The organism is Mesorhizobium sp. M1365, from assembly GCF_040317865.1.
Classification (GTDB): domain Bacteria; phylum Pseudomonadota; class Alphaproteobacteria; order Rhizobiales; family Rhizobiaceae; genus Mesorhizobium.
The window spans coordinates 1-17,039 of record NZ_JAMYLG010000031.1 but is presented as its reverse complement, the minus strand read 5'-3'; the positions used below and the strand labels follow the sequence as shown (position 1 = coordinate 17,039).

The 17,039-nt window shown below is 63.0% G+C and carries 16 protein-coding genes and 1 tRNA gene; 12 read left to right on the top strand and 5 right to left on the bottom strand.

Annotated features, from left to right (window positions below):
- Positions 1 to 85: 85 nt before the first annotated feature.
- A complete protein-coding gene (gene murA, locus NKH04_RS24740; RefSeq protein ID WP_023677408.1) occupies positions 86 to 1,378 on the bottom strand; it encodes a UDP-N-acetylglucosamine 1-carboxyvinyltransferase in 1,293 nt (430 codons plus the stop codon).
- A gap of 157 nt (positions 1,379 to 1,535) precedes the next feature.
- Positions 1,536 to 1,742 carry a hypothetical protein gene (locus tag NKH04_RS24735; protein ID WP_352501732.1) on the bottom strand — a complete coding sequence of 69 codons (207 nt, stop codon included), beginning with the start codon at positions 1,740 to 1,742 and terminating at the stop codon, positions 1,536 to 1,538.
- A gap of 160 nt (positions 1,743 to 1,902) precedes the next feature.
- Here NKH04_RS24735 and NKH04_RS24730 point away from each other — a divergent pair.
- Positions 1,903 to 1,977: transfer RNA gene (locus NKH04_RS24730), tRNA-Thr, on the top strand.
- A 165-nt stretch (positions 1,978 to 2,142) separates the two neighbouring features.
- On the opposite strand, the gene NKH04_RS24725 is transcribed toward NKH04_RS24730, so the two are convergent.
- The 3 genes from NKH04_RS24725 to NKH04_RS24715 form a co-directional block, all read right to left on the bottom strand.
- The gene (locus NKH04_RS24725) at positions 2,143 to 2,481 is read right to left on the bottom strand and encodes a BRA0787 family protein (protein WP_352613946.1); all 339 of its coding nucleotides are present in this window, start codon (positions 2,479 to 2,481) and stop codon (positions 2,143 to 2,145) included.
- A gap of 67 nt (positions 2,482 to 2,548) precedes the next feature.
- Complete coding sequence (locus NKH04_RS24720) at positions 2,549 to 2,776, bottom strand: hypothetical protein (RefSeq protein ID WP_353045115.1); 228 nt, start codon at positions 2,774 to 2,776, stop codon at positions 2,549 to 2,551.
- 295 nt (positions 2,777 to 3,071) lie between these two features.
- The gene (locus NKH04_RS24715; protein WP_353045114.1) at positions 3,072 to 4,874 is read right to left on the bottom strand and encodes a dipeptide ABC transporter ATP-binding protein; all 1,803 of its coding nucleotides are present in this window, start codon (positions 4,872 to 4,874) and stop codon (positions 3,072 to 3,074) included.
- A gap of 191 nt (positions 4,875 to 5,065) precedes the next feature.
- On the opposite strand from NKH04_RS24715, the gene NKH04_RS24710 reads away from it, so the two are divergent.
- The 11 genes from NKH04_RS24710 (at position 5,066) to NKH04_RS24660 (ending at position 16,912) form a co-directional block, all read left to right on the top strand.
- Complete coding sequence (locus tag NKH04_RS24710; RefSeq protein ID WP_352813650.1) at positions 5,066 to 6,424, top strand: LLM class flavin-dependent oxidoreductase; 1,359 nt, start codon at positions 5,066 to 5,068, stop codon at positions 6,422 to 6,424.
- 14 nt (positions 6,425 to 6,438) lie between these two features.
- Positions 6,439 to 7,215 carry a DUF427 domain-containing protein gene (locus NKH04_RS24705; protein ID WP_353045113.1) on the top strand — a complete coding sequence of 259 codons (777 nt, stop codon included), beginning with the start codon at positions 6,439 to 6,441 and terminating at the stop codon, positions 7,213 to 7,215.
- 33 nt (positions 7,216 to 7,248) lie between these two features.
- Positions 7,249 to 8,886 carry an ABC transporter substrate-binding protein gene (locus NKH04_RS24700; protein WP_353045112.1) on the top strand — a complete coding sequence of 546 codons (1,638 nt, stop codon included), beginning with the start codon at positions 7,249 to 7,251 and terminating at the stop codon, positions 8,884 to 8,886.
- A gap of 7 nt (positions 8,887 to 8,893) precedes the next feature.
- Entirely contained in the window at positions 8,894 to 9,853 is a 960-nt protein-coding gene (locus NKH04_RS24695) for an ABC transporter permease (RefSeq protein ID WP_353045111.1), read from the top strand.
- A complete protein-coding gene (locus NKH04_RS24690; RefSeq protein WP_352902981.1) occupies positions 9,850 to 10,737 on the top strand; it encodes an ABC transporter permease in 888 nt (295 codons plus the stop codon). The genes NKH04_RS24695 and NKH04_RS24690 overlap by 4 nt, the downstream gene beginning before the upstream one ends.
- 199 nt (positions 10,738 to 10,936) lie before the next feature.
- Entirely contained in the window at positions 10,937 to 11,506 is a 570-nt protein-coding gene (gene msuE / locus NKH04_RS24685) for an FMN reductase (protein ID WP_352772567.1), read from the top strand.
- A 29-nt stretch (positions 11,507 to 11,535) separates the two neighbouring features.
- On the top strand, positions 11,536 to 12,636 hold the full coding sequence (gene sfnG, locus NKH04_RS24680) for a dimethylsulfone monooxygenase SfnG (RefSeq protein WP_023722893.1): 1,101 nt from the start codon (positions 11,536 to 11,538) through the stop codon (positions 12,634 to 12,636).
- Positions 12,637 to 12,691: 55 nt separating this feature from the next.
- Positions 12,692 to 13,594 carry an ABC transporter ATP-binding protein gene (locus NKH04_RS24675; RefSeq protein WP_352531517.1) on the top strand — a complete coding sequence of 301 codons (903 nt, stop codon included), beginning with the start codon at positions 12,692 to 12,694 and terminating at the stop codon, positions 13,592 to 13,594.
- Positions 13,594 to 14,490: a branched-chain amino acid ABC transporter permease gene (locus tag NKH04_RS24670; RefSeq protein WP_353045110.1), complete on the top strand. Its 897-nt coding sequence runs from the start codon at positions 13,594 to 13,596 to the stop codon at positions 14,488 to 14,490. Before NKH04_RS24675 ends, NKH04_RS24670 begins: the two co-directional genes overlap by 1 nt.
- Before the next feature lie 3 nt (positions 14,491 to 14,493).
- Positions 14,494 to 15,531, top strand: coding sequence for a branched-chain amino acid ABC transporter permease (locus NKH04_RS24665; RefSeq protein ID WP_353045109.1), 1,038 nt, complete (start codon positions 14,494 to 14,496; stop codon positions 15,529 to 15,531).
- A gap of 49 nt (positions 15,532 to 15,580) precedes the next feature.
- Complete coding sequence (locus NKH04_RS24660) at positions 15,581 to 16,912, top strand: ABC transporter substrate-binding protein (protein WP_352613954.1); 1,332 nt, start codon at positions 15,581 to 15,583, stop codon at positions 16,910 to 16,912.
- Positions 16,913 to 17,039: the final 127 nt, after the last annotated feature.

Below are 17,039 nucleotides of genomic sequence, written 5' to 3'. Positions count from 1 at the left end.
CGAGGCGTCCCTTCTCCCCGTCCCTATACGGGGAGAAGATGCCGGCAGGCAGATGAGGGGCAGTGCCGACCTGAGCCTGCTATGGTCACCCCGAAATGCGCTCGATTTCCGCGCCGCAGCCAGACAGCTTTTCCTCCAGCCGCTCGAAGCCGCGGTCGAGATGGTAGACGCGGTTGACCGTGGTTTCGCCTTCGGCAGCAAGGCCGGCAATGACCAGCGACACCGAGGCGCGAAGATCGGTCGCCATGACCGGCGCGCCCTTCAGCTTCGCTACGCCGTCGACGATCGCCGTCTGGCCGGACAGCGTGATGTGGGCGCCGAGCCGGGCGAGTTCCTGGACGTGCATGAAGCGGTTTTCGAAGATCGTCTCGGTGATGCGCGACTTGCCCTTGGCCATCGTCATCAGGCCCATGAACTGCGCCTGCAGATCGGTCGGGAAAGCCGGGAAGGGCGCCGTCGTCACATCGACCGGCGAAATGCCGGCGCCGTTGCGCCTGACGCGGATGCCGGAATTAGTCTGCGTGATCTCGGCGCCGGTCTGCGAAATGATGTCGAGCGCCGTCTGCAACAGGTCGGGCCGCGCGCCTTCCAGCACGACGTCGCCGCCGGTCATCGCCACCGCCATCGCATAGGTGCCGGTCTCGATGCGGTCGGGGATCACCCTGACGCGAGCACCCGACAGCGCCTCGACGCCGTCGATGGTGATGGTCGCCGTGCCGGCGCCCGAGATCTTCGCGCCCATGGCGTTGAGGCATTCGGCGAGATTGACAATCTCCGGCTCGCGCGCGGCGTTTTCGAGCACCGTCTCGCCCTTGGCCAGCGAGGCCGCCATCATCAGCACATGGGTGGCGCCGACCGAAACTTTCGGGAACACATAACGGTTGCCGACAAGCCGGCCGTTCCTGGTCTTGGCGATGACGTAGCCGGTGTCGACGTCGATATCGGCGCCCAGCGCCTGCAGGCCTTCGAGGAAGAGGTCAACCGGCCGTGTGCCGATGGCGCAGCCGCCGGGCAGCGACACCTTGGCCTCGCCCATGCGGGCCAGCAGCGGTCCGATCACCCAGAACGACGCCCGCATCTTCGACACCAGCTCGTAAGGCGCCGTCGTGTCGACGATGTTGCGGGCCGAGAAAGTGATGGTGCGCGAATAGCCTTCCTGCTGCTTTTCGCGGCGGCCATTGACCGAATAGTCGACGCCGTGATTGCCGAGGATGCGGATCAGCTGCTCGACATCGGCCAGATGCGGCACGTTTTCCAGCGTCAGCGTGTCATCGGTCAAAAGCGCGGCGATCATCAGCGGCAGCGCAGCGTTTTTCGCGCCCGAGATCGGAATGCTTCCGGCAAGCTTGTTGCCGCCGACAATTCTGATGCGATCCATGAAGAGCGTCCCCTCGGCGCCAAGGCCGGTTTAAATCGGTTGAGTCTGTTGCGGCCATCTAGACCATTGGCCGGCTTGGTTCAAGAAACAGGCTACTCCCCACTTTGGCCCACGCCGACTTGGCCAAAGTACCGGCGACCAACATAGCCGATTCGCGTTAATCTTTTTTCATCACCGCTTGCAGCCCCTCCGGCCGCTTGTCGGCGTCGCCGGCTCTTCGTGAGCGCGATTGCGCCTTGCGCTTCTGCAGGTTGGCGCGCAACTGCTCGGCCAGCCGGTCCTTGCGGCCCGTTCCGGCCTTTTTCGCTGAACCATCCTTCTTCGGTGATCCATCCTTGTTCGGAGAAACTGTCTTGCCGTTCATCGTTCTGCCCCCGGCCGGCGACCCGCCGGTGCATATAAAGGGATAGCCAACATTGTGGCACGGCCATGTCCGCAACGATCGCCCGGTGCGGCCTTTCAACCCGTCTTTGTCTTGGCCTTGCGCTTGCCGGTTCGATATGGCAGAAGCCCCGCCATCGGCGGCTGCGGTAGCTCAGTGGTAGAGCACTCCCTTGGTAAGGGAGAGGTCGAGAGTTCAATCCTCTCTCGCAGCACCAGTCTATCCGCACCATGCAGAGCTATGGCCATCGCCGCGCATGACCGACTGAGCAAATAGAGGCTATCAGGGCAGATCGCGACGCATACCGGCTGAATGATACGGAGCCGAGCTGCCTTGTGCCCGGCTCCTCCGGCTTTGACGGGAACCTATGCAGCGTCGCCTGTTAGTTGCCGACGTCGCCGCTCCGGAGCCGCTTCACGCACAAAGCGCGAAGGACCAGAGCGGCATCGGCGTAAGTGATCGCCTTTTCGCCGCCGAAAACCAGTGCATTGCCGACAACCTCTAGGACATCGCCCTCGATGCGCCAAGGAAGAATATCGGTGCAGGTCCGCATGCGGCCGAAGACCGAACTGATCGGCACCATCTGGTCCTCAAATTCCACGTGCGGCTCGTCCGTTCCCGGAATCCAGGTTTGGTAAGCTTCCAAGGCATCGTCGAAGGCTCCGTGCAAATGAATCGGAGCATGGCCCTCATGCAGTGCGGGTAAAAGGCGTGTGGTCATCGGTCTCCTCCTGGATCGCGGCAGCCAGCCAATGCTGCCAGGTAACCCCCGCATTTCGATGATTGGTCTATGGCCGGATGCGACGGGCGCCTACCCAATAGCCGCAAGTGCCGATGCCCCAATAGAAGGCTTCATCCCGTCCTGAGCGGCGAAATTTCGCCTCGGAGTCAGATGCGTCGTCCGCCTGCGCCTGGTCGGGCGCATAACGTGAAAGCTCCATGGGCGGGAAAAGGGCGCCGATCACGATCCTGATACAGCTCGGAACGGCTTCCAGAAATGTCTGCGTCATCGTCATCTCCTGATCCTGCGAACATGGACGGCGAAAAGTCAGGCACTTGAAGCGGGCAGTATGACCGGCTTCTTAGCAAATGTCTATCAAACTTGTAGACATTGGCTTGTAAGGAGCGAGCCTCAGACGAAATACCATGCGAGCTTGCCTGTGACTACGGTGGATGCTTGATCGCCAAGCTTCCTGCTATCCGCGCCTCGAACGGCCGCAGCTCCCGGTCTCTTGGCACTTTGCGACGGGGATCAGCTCCATCGCGCCTTCCTCGCGAGCGCGACGGATCTTCAGAATGATGATCCGTCCTTCATGAACCTTGGTCGAGCCGCCAACATGCGATCAGGTGCTCGTCGCCAGCTTGGCTGAGGGGCGGTTCGGCTTTCCAGCAATCGGCAACAGCGAACGAGCAACGGCCGGCGAAGGCGCATCCCTGGCTCGGGCCCGCCGCGATGTCGGCCTGAGAGATGATCTTCGGCGCTGCATCGTCTGAAGACGCCGCCAGCAGCAGTTTCGTATAGGGATGATTGGGTCCGTGAAAAATCTGGTCGGATGAGCCGGTTTCGACCAGGCGGCCGCGGTACAGCACGCCGATCCTGTCGGCCATGTAGCGCACGACCCTGAGATCGTGGCTGATGAACAGATAGGTCGTGTCCTTGTCGCGCTGCAGGTCGTTGAGCAGGTTGAGAACAGTTGCCTGGACGGAAACGTCGAGCGCCGAAGTGGGTTCGTCGAGCACGACGACCTTCGGCACGCCGGCGAAGGCCCGTGCGATGGCCGCCCGTTGCCGCTGGCCGCCGGATAGTGATCGCGACTTCTGCTCGGCTGTGGCGCCGGCAAGGCGAACCGATTGCAGCAAATCGCTGACGCGGGCCTTTATCTCACTGCTGCGCAGGCCGGCGAGCCGGCGCAGCGGGCGGCCGAGGATCCTGCCGATCCGCTTACGCGGGTTTAGCGTGCGATCCGGCGACTGGAAAACCATCTGCACATCGCGGCGTTCGCCAAGACTTCTCTTCTCGACACGTGGTGCGACCATCCTGCTGAACAGCTCGACCGATCCGGCGTCTGGCGTCTGTAGGCCGGTGACGATCCTTGCCAGGGTCGACTTGCCCGAACCGGACTCGCCGATCAGCCCGAAGGTCTCGCCGTGGCCGATGTCGAGATCGATATTGCTGAGCACCGGTTGGCTGCCGAAGGCATGGCTGATGCCTTTGCAGGCGATCGCGATTCGGCGTTCTTTGCGCTCGCCGGCCTCTTCATTCTGGACCGCCGAGTGCGATGGCAGGCCGTCCGCCTCCGCCAGTCTTCCATTCCGCTTCGTGTAGTTGAGCGCCGGGATCGAGGCGATCAGCGCCTTCGTATAGGCGTGAGAGGGGTTGTCGAAGACATCGCCGGCGGCGCCGCTTTCGACCACGGTTCCCGACTGCATCACCGCCACCCGGTCGCAGGAGCGGCGGATCATGTTGATGTCGTGGCTGATCAGCAGAATGCTGGTTTTGTGGTCCTTGCGCAGGCCGGAGAGGATGGCGATGATCTCGGACTGGACGCTGGCGTCGAGCGCCGTCGTCGGCTCGTCCAGCACCAGCAGCGACGGGTCGAGCGCAATCGCGATGGCGATGTTGGCGCGCTGCTGCATGCCGCCGGAGAGTTCGTGTGGATAGAGCCCCAGCACCCGTTCCGGATGGCTCACCCGAACGCGCCCGAGCAGTTCGCAGGCCCGCTCGCGCGCCTCGTCACGGCGCACCGGGCGATGCCGCATGATCGTCTCGGTGATCTGGCGACCGATCGTCATGCTTGGGTTGAGGGCCGCGCCCGGGTGCTGGTAGACGGCGGCGATGTGATTTCCCCTGAGTTGGCGCAACTGCTCGGCGGAAAGGTCGCGGATTTCGCGGCCCTGGAACTCCAGCGCTGACGCCGCGATGCGGGCATTCTTCGGCAGATAGCGCAGGATGGCGAGCGCCACCGAGCTTTTCCCCGATCCAGACTCGCCGACAAGGCCGAGTGCTTCGCCTTCGCCTATGCGCAGGGAGACGCCACTGACGGCGGGATGCGATCCATTGCGCCCGTCATAGGCGATGGAAAGCTGGTCGACGTTCAGAACCGAGGAGGACATTGGGAGCTTGAAACCACTTTCTTCCAGCGTCGCGATCGAGGGCAATCGCTTCCACTTTCGCAACGCATTATATCTATAAAGTTACTCGAATTAGGACGGAGCGCAATCTAACTTTCATGGCTCAAGAGCGATTGTCGCCGCTTGCCGAAGCAGTGCGACAATCTCCGGAGCAGATCTGGAAGGAGACCGGCATGGCTCGAGACCACATGATCCTCAGCGCATTTTTCTTCAACCCGCAGGGCGATCATCGGATGTCGTGGCGCCATCCGCGGGCGCCGGGCCGGGAGGTGCTGGACTTCGAGTTCTACCGTGATCTCGTGCAAGCGGCCGAGCGGGCCAGGATCGACACCATCTTCGTCGCCGACCACGTTTCGATCTGGGATTCGGTCAAGAGCGGTGTCGCCCACTACGCCAATGCCCGCCTTGAGCCATTGACGCTGCTGTCGGCACTGGCCGGCGTGACCAAACACATCGGCCTGATCACCACGGTGTCGAGCTCGTACAGCGAGCCCTACAATGTTGCGCGCATGTTCGCCTCGCTCGACCATATCAGCAAGGGCAGGGCGTCGTGGAACGTCGTCACATCGGCCATGGACGAGGAGGCGCGCAATTTCGGCCGCGACGGCAACATCGAACATGCGTTCCGCTATGAGCGCGCGGCCGAATTCCTCGATATCGTCAAGGCGCTTTGGGACAGCTGGGAAGACGAGGCGCTGCTGATCGACAAGGAGACGGGCTATTTCGCCGATCCCGACAAGGTCCACCCCATCGATCACAAGGGCAAGCACTTCAAGGTGCGCGGGCCGCTCAACGTTTCGCGGCCGCCGCAGGGCCACCCGCTGATCGTCCAGGCAGGCTCGTCCGAGGACGGCAAGAACTTCGCCGCCGCCCAGGCCGACGTGCATTTCGCCATCTACAGCACCAGGGAAGACGGCATCAAATACCGGCAGGACATCAACGAGCGCCTCGCCCGCTATGGCAGGCGGCCGGAGAGCTTCAAGATCCTGCCGGGCATTCTGCCGATTGTCGCCGCTTCCGAGGCGGAAGGCCGCGAAAAGCAGGAATACCTCCAGACCCTGTTGCCCGATCAGGTCGGCATCGACCTTCTGTCCAGCTGGAGCGGCATCGATCTCTCCGTCTATCCGCCAGACGGGCCGCTGCCGCCGCTGCCGGACGAGAGCACCTTCAATGGCGGACGGACATCGCTCAACCGGGTCAAGGAATGGTCGAAGCAGAATCTCAGCCTACGCGACATCGCCCGCAAGCTCGCCAACAGCGGTTCGGTGCCGACCGTCGCCGGCACGCCCAAACAGATCGCCGACCAGTTGCAGGACTGGTTCGTTTCAGGCGCCGCCGACGGCTTCAACCTGATGTTCCCGCTGCTGCCCGAGGACTGGGTGAATTTCGCCGAGCAGGTGGTGCCGGAGCTGCAGCGCCGCGGCGTGTTCCCGACCGAATACGCGCCGGGAACGCTGCGTGACCGCTTCGGTCTGGCGCGGCCGGCAAACCGCTTCGCCGAGCAGCGCGACAACGCACGCGCCGTGTCCTGACCGGGAGAACGATCATGACCGTCGCGCCAAGATTGCAGCCTCGCGAAGCCACCGCGCCGCAGCTCGTCAATGTCCTGCACAGTCCCAAGCGTGTGCGCGTCAAATTCGGCGGCCGCACCATCGCCGACAGCCGCAACGTGCTGGTGCTGCGCTCCAACCATTTCCTGCCGATCTATTTCTTCCCGCCGTCAGCGGTAGATCCGTCGGTGCTGAAGCCCTCGCTGCATCGCGAACCGCATCCAGTCGGTGGCGAGACGGCCTATTGGGATATCGACAGCGGCGACAGGCGCAGTGCCAACGCGGCGTGGGCGTTCATCTCGCCGCCGGACGAAGCGCTGGCGTCCCTGGCCGGGCGGATCGCCTTCACCTGGAAGGCCGTCGACCAATGGTTCGAGGAGGACGAAGAGGTCTTCGTCCATGCGCGAGACCCTTATGCGCGCATTGATGTGCTGCAAAGCACGAGCCATGTGCAGGTCTGGTTCGACGGCGAGCCGATCGCCGACAGTCACCGCCCGGTGCTTTTGTTCGAGACCCATCTGCCGACGCGTTTCTATCTACCGGCGGAAGACATCCGGCTGGAGCGGCTGACCGCGTCCGTTACAACGACGCGATGTCCCTACAAGGGCATTGCCTCCTACTGGTCGGGGGTGCTGAGCGACGGAACGGTGCGCCCGGACATCGCCTGGAGCTACCGGGATCCAATCGTCGAAATGCCGAAGATCAAAGGCCTCATCGCCTTCTATCCGCAGGCCGTTGACCGCATCCATCTCGACGGTGAACCCGTCGCATAGGTTTTTAATTTTCATTTCAAAGCAGGGTTTAACATGACCAAACGCAGGGATATCGACGCACTTCGCAGCCTGTCGGGGGACATCTGGAATGTCGCCGTCGACGAATATCAGGGCGGCTTTCTCAAGCGCCGCGATCTCCTGAAATACGCCGCACTGCTCGGCCTGACAGGCTTTGCCGCCTCGCAGGGGTTCGGAGCCGCACGCGCCGCGGCCGCCGCCGGCGGCACGGTTCGTGCCGGGCTCGGTCAGCCGACCAAGGCGATCGATCCGGTTTCGGTGACCGATCCGGCCAGCATCGGGGTGATCAGCCAGGTCGGCGAATATCTGATCCTCGACGATCCGAAGGACGGTCTCCAGCCGAAGCTCGCCTTGTCCTGGGAGGCCGACGAGACAGCCAGCCGCTGGACCTTCAAATTGCGGCAAGGGGTGAAATTCCACGATGGCCGCGCGGTCACCGCCAGGGACGTGGTGGCGAGCTTCGAGCGGCTGGTCGATCCGGCCAGCGGCTCGTCGGCGCTCTCAGCCTACAAGGGCATCCTGTCCAAGGGTGGCGCCAAACTGGTCGACGAGCAGACAGTCGCCTTCGATCTCGACGGTCCCAACAGCAACTTTCCCTTCTATGTCTCCTCCGACGTCTATAATGCCGTCATCCTGCCGGCCGACTATGCCGGCGATTTCGAGAAGACTTTCAACGGCACCGGCCCGTTCAAGCTCGAATCCTTCCGTCCCAAGCAAGGCGCCAGCTTCGTGCGCAATCCGGATTACTGGGGCGAGAAGGCACTTCCCGACCGCATCGAGATCAAGTTCTTCGACGACGAGCAGGCGCAGGTGCTGGCGCTGCAGGCCGCTCAGCTCGACGTCATCCCCAGCACGACGCGGTTGGAACTGGCGATCGAGGGCAACCCCAACTTCAAGCTGCTCAGCGTGCAGGCAAGCTCGCATGACCAGGTGCATCTCAGAACCGACCAGGCGCCGTTCACCGACAAGCGCATCCGCCGCGCGCTGGCACTCACCATCGACCGCGAGGCGGTGGTCAAGGGGCTGCTGAAGGGCCGCGCCATCGTCGGCAACGACACCCCGTTCGAGCCGATCTTCCCTTCGGCCGATCCGTCGGTGCCGCAGCGCAAGCACGATATCACGGAAGCCAAGCGGCTGCTTGGCGAGGCTGGCGTGCCGAACGGCTTCGAGGTGACGCTGACCACCGAACGCGCCTATGACATTCCCGACTATGCGGTGATCATCCAGAACTTCGCCAAAAAGGTCGGCATCGATGTCAAGCTCAATGTCCTGCCGCAGGACGCCTATTACGGCTCGGCGACCTTCGGCAGCTCGCCCTGGCTGGATTCGGTTCTCGGCATCACCGACTACGGCCATCGCGGCACGCCCGACATCTTCCTCAACGCCACGCTGAAGAGTACGGGAGCCTGGAACGCGGCGCATTTCAACAACCCCGGCTATGATGCGCTGCTGCTCGACTACTCGAAGGCGCGTGACCTCAATGCCCAGCGCCTTGCTGCCGGCAAGATCCAGACGCTTTTGCTTGACGAGACGCCGGCGATCATCAGCTACTTCTCGCAATACAGCCGGATTGTCAGCTCGAAGGTCGAGGGCGTGCGCTTCACCGCAATCTCGCATCTGCTGCTCGATCGCGTTTCCTTCGTCCAGGCATGATCGCGACATGCTGACCGGCCGCATTCTGTCAGCGCGTGTGGGCACTCTTGTCCTCACGCTGTGGCTTGTCAGTGTCCTGGTTTTCTTCGCCGGGCAGGTTTTGCCCGGCGATGTCGGCCGCGTGATGCTCGGGCCGTTTGCCGACGCGCAGGCGGTGGCGGAGCTGAACAAGCGGCTGGGCGCCGACCAGCCAGTTCTCGTCCAGTATTGGCTCTGGTTCAGCAAGGCGGTGTCAGGCGATTTCGGCACCTCGCTTTCGATGCGCGCGCCGGTGGCCCCGTTCGTGCAGGAGAGCCTGAAGCGCTCCGCATCCCTTGCCGGCATTATTTTGGTCTTTCTCATTCCGCTCGGGGTTGGCGGCGGTGTCATCGCCGGTCTCAACGCCGGCCGCCTCATCGACCGGCTGATCGTGATGGCGGGCGTCTCCTTCGGCATCGTGCCGGATTTTGTGTCCGGCCTGGTGCTGCTCATCGTTTTCGGCCTGTGGCTGAATTGGTTCCCGATCTCAGGCGTTGCGCCGGATGGCGCGGGCTTCTGGACGCAAGGCTATTATCTGATCCTGCCGGCGCTGCCGCTGGTGCTCAATCTTGCCGGCTACATCGCCCGGATGACGCGGGCCGGCGTGATCGAGGCGATGGCCGCCGACTACACACGCACCGCCGTCCTGAAAGGGCTTGAGCGGCGCGAGATCATCCTTCGGCACGTGCTGCGCAATGCGCTGACCCCGACCATCGCGGTGCTGGCGACGCAGACCGGATACATGCTTGGCGGGCTGGTTGTGATCGAAGCGCTGTTCGGCATCCAGGGACTTGGCAATCTGGTTCTGAACGCGGCCAAGGCGCGAGATTTCCCGATGCTTGAAGCGGGGGTGCTGGTGATGGCGGCAATCTTTGTTCTTTCGGCGGCGGCGGGCGACTTCGTGCTGGCCTTGCTCGATCCGCGGCAACGCCGTCGGACCTCGCCATGACGGATCTGACGGAGTTTCCCGCATCACGGCGCGCCGTGGCCGGTTTTCCGGCGGTGCGCAGGATCGGCAGTGCCTTCTCCGGACTGCCCCCATCGGTCGTGATCGGAACGCTGCTGCTACTGTTCTGGGTCGTATGCGCGGTAGCAGGCAATCTTTTCGTTCCGTATGATCCCTATGCCGAGGATTTTCTGGCGATGCTGACGCCGCCCGATGCCTCGCATTGGTTCGGGACCGATCAGCTCGGCCGCGACCTGCTGTCCCGCATTGTCGTCGGATCGCGCGATATCCTGCTGGTTGCGCCGCTGGCGACGCTGGTCGGCGTTGCCGCCGGCAGCATCATCGGCCTGGTGCTCGGCTATTTCGATGGCCTCACTGATGCCATCGGCGCGCGGTTGCTCGATACACTGATGGCGTTTCCATTCATCGTTCTCGTCACCATGACGCTGGTGGCGATCGGGCCGTCGAACCTGACGGTCGTCCTGGTGATCGGCATCGCCTATGCGCCGCTGGTGGCGCGCACCGTCCGCGCCGCCGTGCGCGAGCAGAAGCAGCGCGACTATGTCAGCGCCGCCCGGCTTGGCGGCGAAGGCGCGCTCGCCATCATGTTCCTGGAGATATTGCCCAACATCAGGGAGACCATCCTCATCGAGTTCGTCACTCGGCTGGGCTACGCGTTCTTTTCGATCGCGACGCTGAGTTTTCTGGGCCTCGGCATCCAGCCGCCGTCGGCCGATTGGGGGCTAGCCGTCGCCGACGGCTACGGCTTCCTGTCCGGCGGTAAATGGTGGGTCGTCGTTTTCAATTCCGGCGCGATCGTTTCACTGGTCATGGCAACGAACCTAATTGCCCAAGGCTTAGGCGCGTTTGAAAATGGTGATGGATGAATGCGAAGCCGTATTGATGGCCTGAGCTTCGGTCTGCTCGCTATACGGACATTGCTACGTCCATTAGCAGAACGGCATTTTTCTCCGCGAGGCCGAAAAATCGGAACGTAGTTCCTTATCTCTATAGATTTTGTCGAATATCGTCTGCCCCGGTTTGGAAATGACCCGATGCGCATGCAGGGTCCGGGAGATTGACGAGTTGGCAAGGCTATCGGTTCTCGGAATATCCGGCGGCGTAAGCACACCATCGCGCACTACCGCGGTGGTCAACGCGCTGGTCAAGGCAGTCGCCTTGCGCGTCCCGGCAGACACCGGCGTGATCGAAATCACCGAGGCGGCGCCTTCGATTTTCGCCGGGCTGTCTCGTCGTGCGCTCGGCGCGTCTGGCGAAGCGATCATCCAGCGTGTCGAGAAGGCCGACCTGCTCGTGGTCGGAACGCCGGTCTATCGGGCGTCCTACACCGGCGCTCTCAAGCACCTGTTCGACCTCGTCGATCATCGTGCACTGACGGGCAAGACCGTGCTTCTCGCGGCAACCGGCGGAAGTCCATACCATGGCCTGGTTCTCGAACATCAGCTCCGGCCATTGTTCGGTTTTTTCGGGGCCGTCACCGTCCCGACCGGCGTCTACGGCGCGCCCGACGATTTCGTCGATGCCAAGATCGTCGGCGCGGCGATTATCGAGCGCATCTCACGGGCCGCTACCGAAGCGATTTCCTTGCTTAATTCCAGTCATGCAAATGCTGCCGTCGCCACGCGCGTCGGTTGAAGCCAATCAAAAAGGGGAAACGAAACGAAATGACCTCGAATTCCGACAACGTGAAGTTCGCCTACTGGGTCCCGAACGTTTCGGGCGGCCTTGTCATCTCCAACATCGAGCAGCGGACAGGCTGGGACATCGATTATAACCGCAAGCTCGCCCAGATCGCCGAGGCCAACGGCTTCGACTACGCGCTGAGCCAAATACGCTTCACGGCCGGCTATGGCGCCGACAACCAGCACGAATCCGTCTCGTTCAGCCATGCCTTGCTCGCTGCCACCACAACGCTGAAAGTCATCGCGGCGATCCTGCCCGGCCCATGGAATCCAGCGCTGGCGGCCAAGCAGATAGCCACCATCAATCACCTGACCAATGGCCGTGTCGCCGTCAATGTCGTGAGCGGCTGGTTCCGCGGTGAGTTCGCCGCCATCGGCGAACTGTGGCTCGACCACGACGAGCGCTATCGCCGCTCGGAGGAATTCATCCGTGCGCTGCGCGGCATCTGGACCGAGGACAATTTCACTCTGAAGGGCGACTTCTATCGCTTTACCAACTACTCGATGAAGCCGAAGCCGATCGATCCGCAGCCGGAGATCTTCCAGGGCGGCTCATCACGCGCGGCGCGCGACATGGCTGCGCGGGTTTCCGACTGGTATTTCACCAACGGCAACACGCCGGAAGAGATCAAGAAGCAGGTTGACGACATCAAGACCAAGGCGAAGGCCAATGGCCACAAGGTCAAGATCGGCGTCAACGCCTTTGCCATCGCTCGCGAAACCGAGGCAGAAGCGCGCACCGTGCTCGACGAGATCATCGCCAAGGCCAATCCGGAGGCGGTGCAGGGTTTCGCCGATCAGGTCAAGAATGCCGGCAAGGCGTCGCCGGAAGGCGAGGGTAACTGGGCGAAATCCTCGTTCGAGGATCTTGTCCAATACAATGACGGCTTCCGCAGCAATCTCATCGGCACGCCGGAACAGATTGCCGAACGCATCCTCAAGCTGAAGGATGCCGGCGCGGATCTGATCCTGCTCGGCTTCCTGCATTTCCAGGAAGAGGTAGAGTTCTTCGGCAAGCGCGTCATCCCTCTGGTGCGCGAACTGGAAGCGGCGCGCGACAGGGAGCTCGTCGCCGCGGAATAGGACAGGCGCGGCCTTCAGGCCGCCGCCCGCACGCCTTCAAAATCAGGGACGTTTCATGATTGGTGCTTCGCTGGGAGCCGCCGCATACGAGCGCGCGCCCGAAATTTCCGGCATTCTTGCTGGTGCTGGTCCCGTCGAGGACACGCGCCCGGCGCGCCTGTCGGCAAAGGCTGATGCGATCCTGGCGCTGGGCGGGATCAGCATTTCCTTTGGTGGCGTCACGGCACTGCGGGATGTCGACCTCGAGGTCAAAAGCCGCGAGATTCGCGCTGTGATCGGTCCCAATGGCGCCGGCAAATCCTCGCTGATCAACATCATCAGCGGCCTCTATCACGCCGATCAGGGCAAGATCGCGATCGATGGCCAGTCCTTCTCCCGGGTGTCGGCAAGCCGTCTGGCACGGCTCGGCGTCGCGCGCACCTTCCAAAACCTGGCACTGTTCGGTGGGCTTTCAGTGCGCGACAATATCGCGTCGGGCCGCGTCCACACCCGGCGCGCCAGCTTCGTCGAACATATCGCCGGTCTACCGCGCGCCCGGCGCGAAGATGCCGCGATCGCTGAAAAGGTCGACCAGACAATCGCCTTCCTGCATCTCGAGGCCGTCGCCGATCGCCTGGTCGCAACGCTGCCCTACGGCCTGCAGAAGCGGGTCGAACTGGCGCGCGCGCTTGTCGCCGAGCCGAAGATCCTGCTGCTCGACGAACCGATGGCCGGCATGACGGCGACCGAGAAGGCCGAGATGGCCGGTTTCGTGCGCGCAGCGCGCGACCGGCACGACGTCACCATCATCCTGATCGAACACGACATCGGGGTGGTCATGGGACTCTCCGACCGCGTCGCCGTGCTCGACTACGGCCGCAAGATCGCCGACGGGACACCGGCCGAGGTCAGAGCCAATCCGGCGGTGATCCGGGCCTATATCGGCACCGCCGAAGGCGAAGATGGCGAGGGCATCTGATGAGCTACTATGATTTCCTCTTCGTCATCGAGGTGCTGGTCGGTGGCTTGCTCTCAGGCGTCATGTATTCGCTCGTCGCCATCGGTTTCGTGCTGATCTACAAGACGTCGGGCGTGCTGAACTTCGCGCAAGGGTCGATGGTGCTGTTCGCCGCACTCACCTTTGTCAGCCTTGTCGAACGCGGCATCGCGTTTGCGCTTTCGCTGCTCATTACCCTCGCGATCATGGTTGCGCTGGGCTTCACCATCGAGCGAACTGTGCTGAGGCCGCTGGTCAATCGCTCGCCGATGACGCTGTTCATGGCCACGCTTGGCCTGTCTTACATCATTGAAGGCGCTGCCCAGTTGGTGTGGGGCACGCAGGTGCACGGGCTCGACCTCGGCATCGACGACACGCCGTTCGAGGTCGGCGGTATCCTGATATCGTCGTTCGATCTTCTTGCTGCAGGCATTGCCGCGGCGATGGTCGCCGGCTTGAGCGCATTCTTCTATTGGACCCGCATCGGCCTGGCGTTTCGCGCCGTCGCAGACGACCAGTTCGCGGCGCTCGCCGTCGGGCTGCGGCTGCCCCGGATGTGGGGAACGGTGTGGACGGCCGCGGGGTTCGTGGCACTGGTCGCGGGACTTTTGTGGGGCGCGCGCCTCGGCGTCCAGTTCTCGCTGTCGCTGATCGTGCTGAAGGCGCTGCCGGTGCTGGTGCTTGGCGGCTTCGATTCCATCCTCGGCGCCATCGTCGGCGGCCTCATCATCGGCGCCAGTGAGAAGCTCGCCGAGGTCTACCTCGGACCCTTTGTCGGTGGCGGCATCGAAGGCTGGTTCGCCTATGCGCTGGCGCTGGTCGTCCTGCTGGTGCGCCCCTCCGGCCTGTTTGGCCAGAAGACTGTCGAAAGGGTCTGACCGATGGCCGTGCAAGCGCTCGATGCCGCAAGGCTTCCAATCGACTGGCAGAAGTTAGCTCTGCCGGCCGCCCTGATTGCCGTGGCCTATGGCCTGATCCCCGCGTATGCGTCGAGCTATCTCGTCGAGGCGATCCTGCTGCCGTTCCTGGCGCTCAGCCTGGCGGCGGTCGGCCTCAACCTTTTGACCGGCTATTGCGGCCAGCTTTCGCTGGGCTCCTCCGCCTTCATGGCGGTCGGCGCTTTCGCCGCCTATAATTTCAACCTGCGGGTCGAAGGGCTGCCGCTGGTAGCGACCATGATCCTGGCCGGGATTTCGGCCGCCGGCATCGGCGTCGTGTTCGGATTGCCGAGCCTGCGCCTGCGCGGCTTCTATCTCGCCGTCTCGACGCTCGCCGCCCAGTTCTTCGTGCAGTGGGCGCTGACCAAGTTCGGCTGGTTCTCCAACGACAACCCTTCCGGGGTGATCTCGGCGCCGCACCTTGCCGTTGCGGGCTTCTCGCTCGACAGGGCGACGGGCCGCTACCTGCTCTCGGTGACCACGGTCATCGTGCTCACGGCGCTCGTCTGGCGCCTGGTCAACAGCGCGACCGGCCGCAATTTCATCGCCGTGCGCGACAACGAGACCGCCGCGCGGGTGATCGGCGTCCCTGTGCTGAAGACCAAGCTGCTCGCGTTCGCCATCTCGTCCTTCATCATCGGCGTCGCCGGGGTGCTGTGGGCCTTCACCTATCTGCGCACGGTCGAGCCGGCCGGCTTCAATCTCGACCGCTCGTTCCAGATCCTGTTCATCATCATCATCGGCGGGCTGGCCTCGATACGCGGCGCCTTTCTGGGAGCGGCGTTCATCGTCATCTTTCCGCTCATCCTGTCGCGGCTTGGCGCCTTCCTGTTTGGCGGACTGTTCGATTCGGGTGTTCTCGACATGAGCCAGCGCATCGTGCTCGGCGCGCTCATCATCATCTTCCTCATCGCGGAACCGAACGGGCTGTCGGCCCTCTTCGACCGCCTGAAACGACGGATCGGCTCAAGGTCCAGCTGAGCGCCGCTCGACATCCTCTCACGGACCACAACCTCAGGAGACGCAATCCATGACCTTCTTCAGTCACCTCAAGAAAGCGGCGATCGCCACGGCCTTCGTCCTCGGCGCGACGGCGGTCCACGCCGACGAGCAGTATTTTCCCCTGCAGAGCTACCGCGTCGGCCCTTATGCCGCCGGCGGCACCGGCTTCTTCGGCGGCTTCATCGACTATCTCAACCTGATCAACATCCGCGACGGCGGCGTCAACGGCGTCAAGCTGACCTGGAGCGAGGGCGAGACGCAGTATGAGGTCGAGAAGGGCGTCGAGGTCTATGAACGATTGAAGAGCAATCCCGGCATCGCCGCCTGGAACCCGCTTTCGGTCGGCATCGCCTATGCCATGATCGACCGCATCACCGATGACAAGGTGCCGCTGATCACCATCAACCACGGCCGCACCGACACCACGGACGGACGCGTGTTCCCTTACGTCTTCCCGCTGCTGCTCAATCCCTACAGCGAGACCTCGGGCATCGTGAACTATATCGCCTCCAAGGAAGGTGGCCTCGACAAGCTCAAGGGCAAGAAGATCGTCGTGCTCTATCACGGCTCGCCCTATGGCAAGGAGACGATTCCGATCTATGAGCTGCTGTCGCAGAAATACGGCTTCGAGCTGTCGCAGATCGAGGTTCCGCATCCAGGCAACGAGCAGCAGGCGCAGTGGCTGACGATCCGTCGCGAGCATCCGGACTATGTGGTGCTACGCGGCTGGGGCGTGATGAACCCGGTTGCGCTCAAGACCGCGCAGAAGACCGGCTTCCCGGCCGATCACATCGTCGGCAATGTCTGGTCGAATTCGGAAGAGGATGTGATCCCCGCCGGCGATGCCGCCAAGGGCTATACGGCCATCACCACCCAGGCGTCAGGCGAGCAGTATCCGGTAGTCCAGGAGATCGTCAAAACGGTCTACGGCGCCGGCAAAGGCAATCTCGAGGAAAAGAGCCGTATCGGCTCGGTCTACCACAATCTCGGCATCGTCAACGGCATCCTCAATGTCGAGGCGGTCCGCATCGCGCAGGCCAAGTTCGGCAACCGCACGCTCACCGGCGACGAAGTCCGCTGGGGCTTCGAGCATCTCAAGCTCGATCCGGCACGCGTCGAGGCGCTGGGCGCCAAGGACCTGTTCCACTCGATCAACGTCTCCTGGGACAATCACGAAGGTGACGGCTACGTGACCTTCCAGCAGTGGGACGGCAAGAAGTGGAACGTCGTCTCCGACTGGATTGCGCCCGACTGGAAGCTGCTGCGTCCGATCATCGAGAAGTCGTCCGAGGCCTATGCCAGGGAAAAGGGCATCAAGATCCGCACGGCCGAAGACGCCGAAGCAGTGGTCAGCAACTGAAGTCCAACAACTCGCGGGCCCGCCACCGGGCCGCCCCCCTTTTCAGCCCTTTACGGTTAGATGGAAGTACAACCCGCCAAAAAACATCAGGTGCGGCACTGGCGGGGTGGGCGGGAACAACACCCGC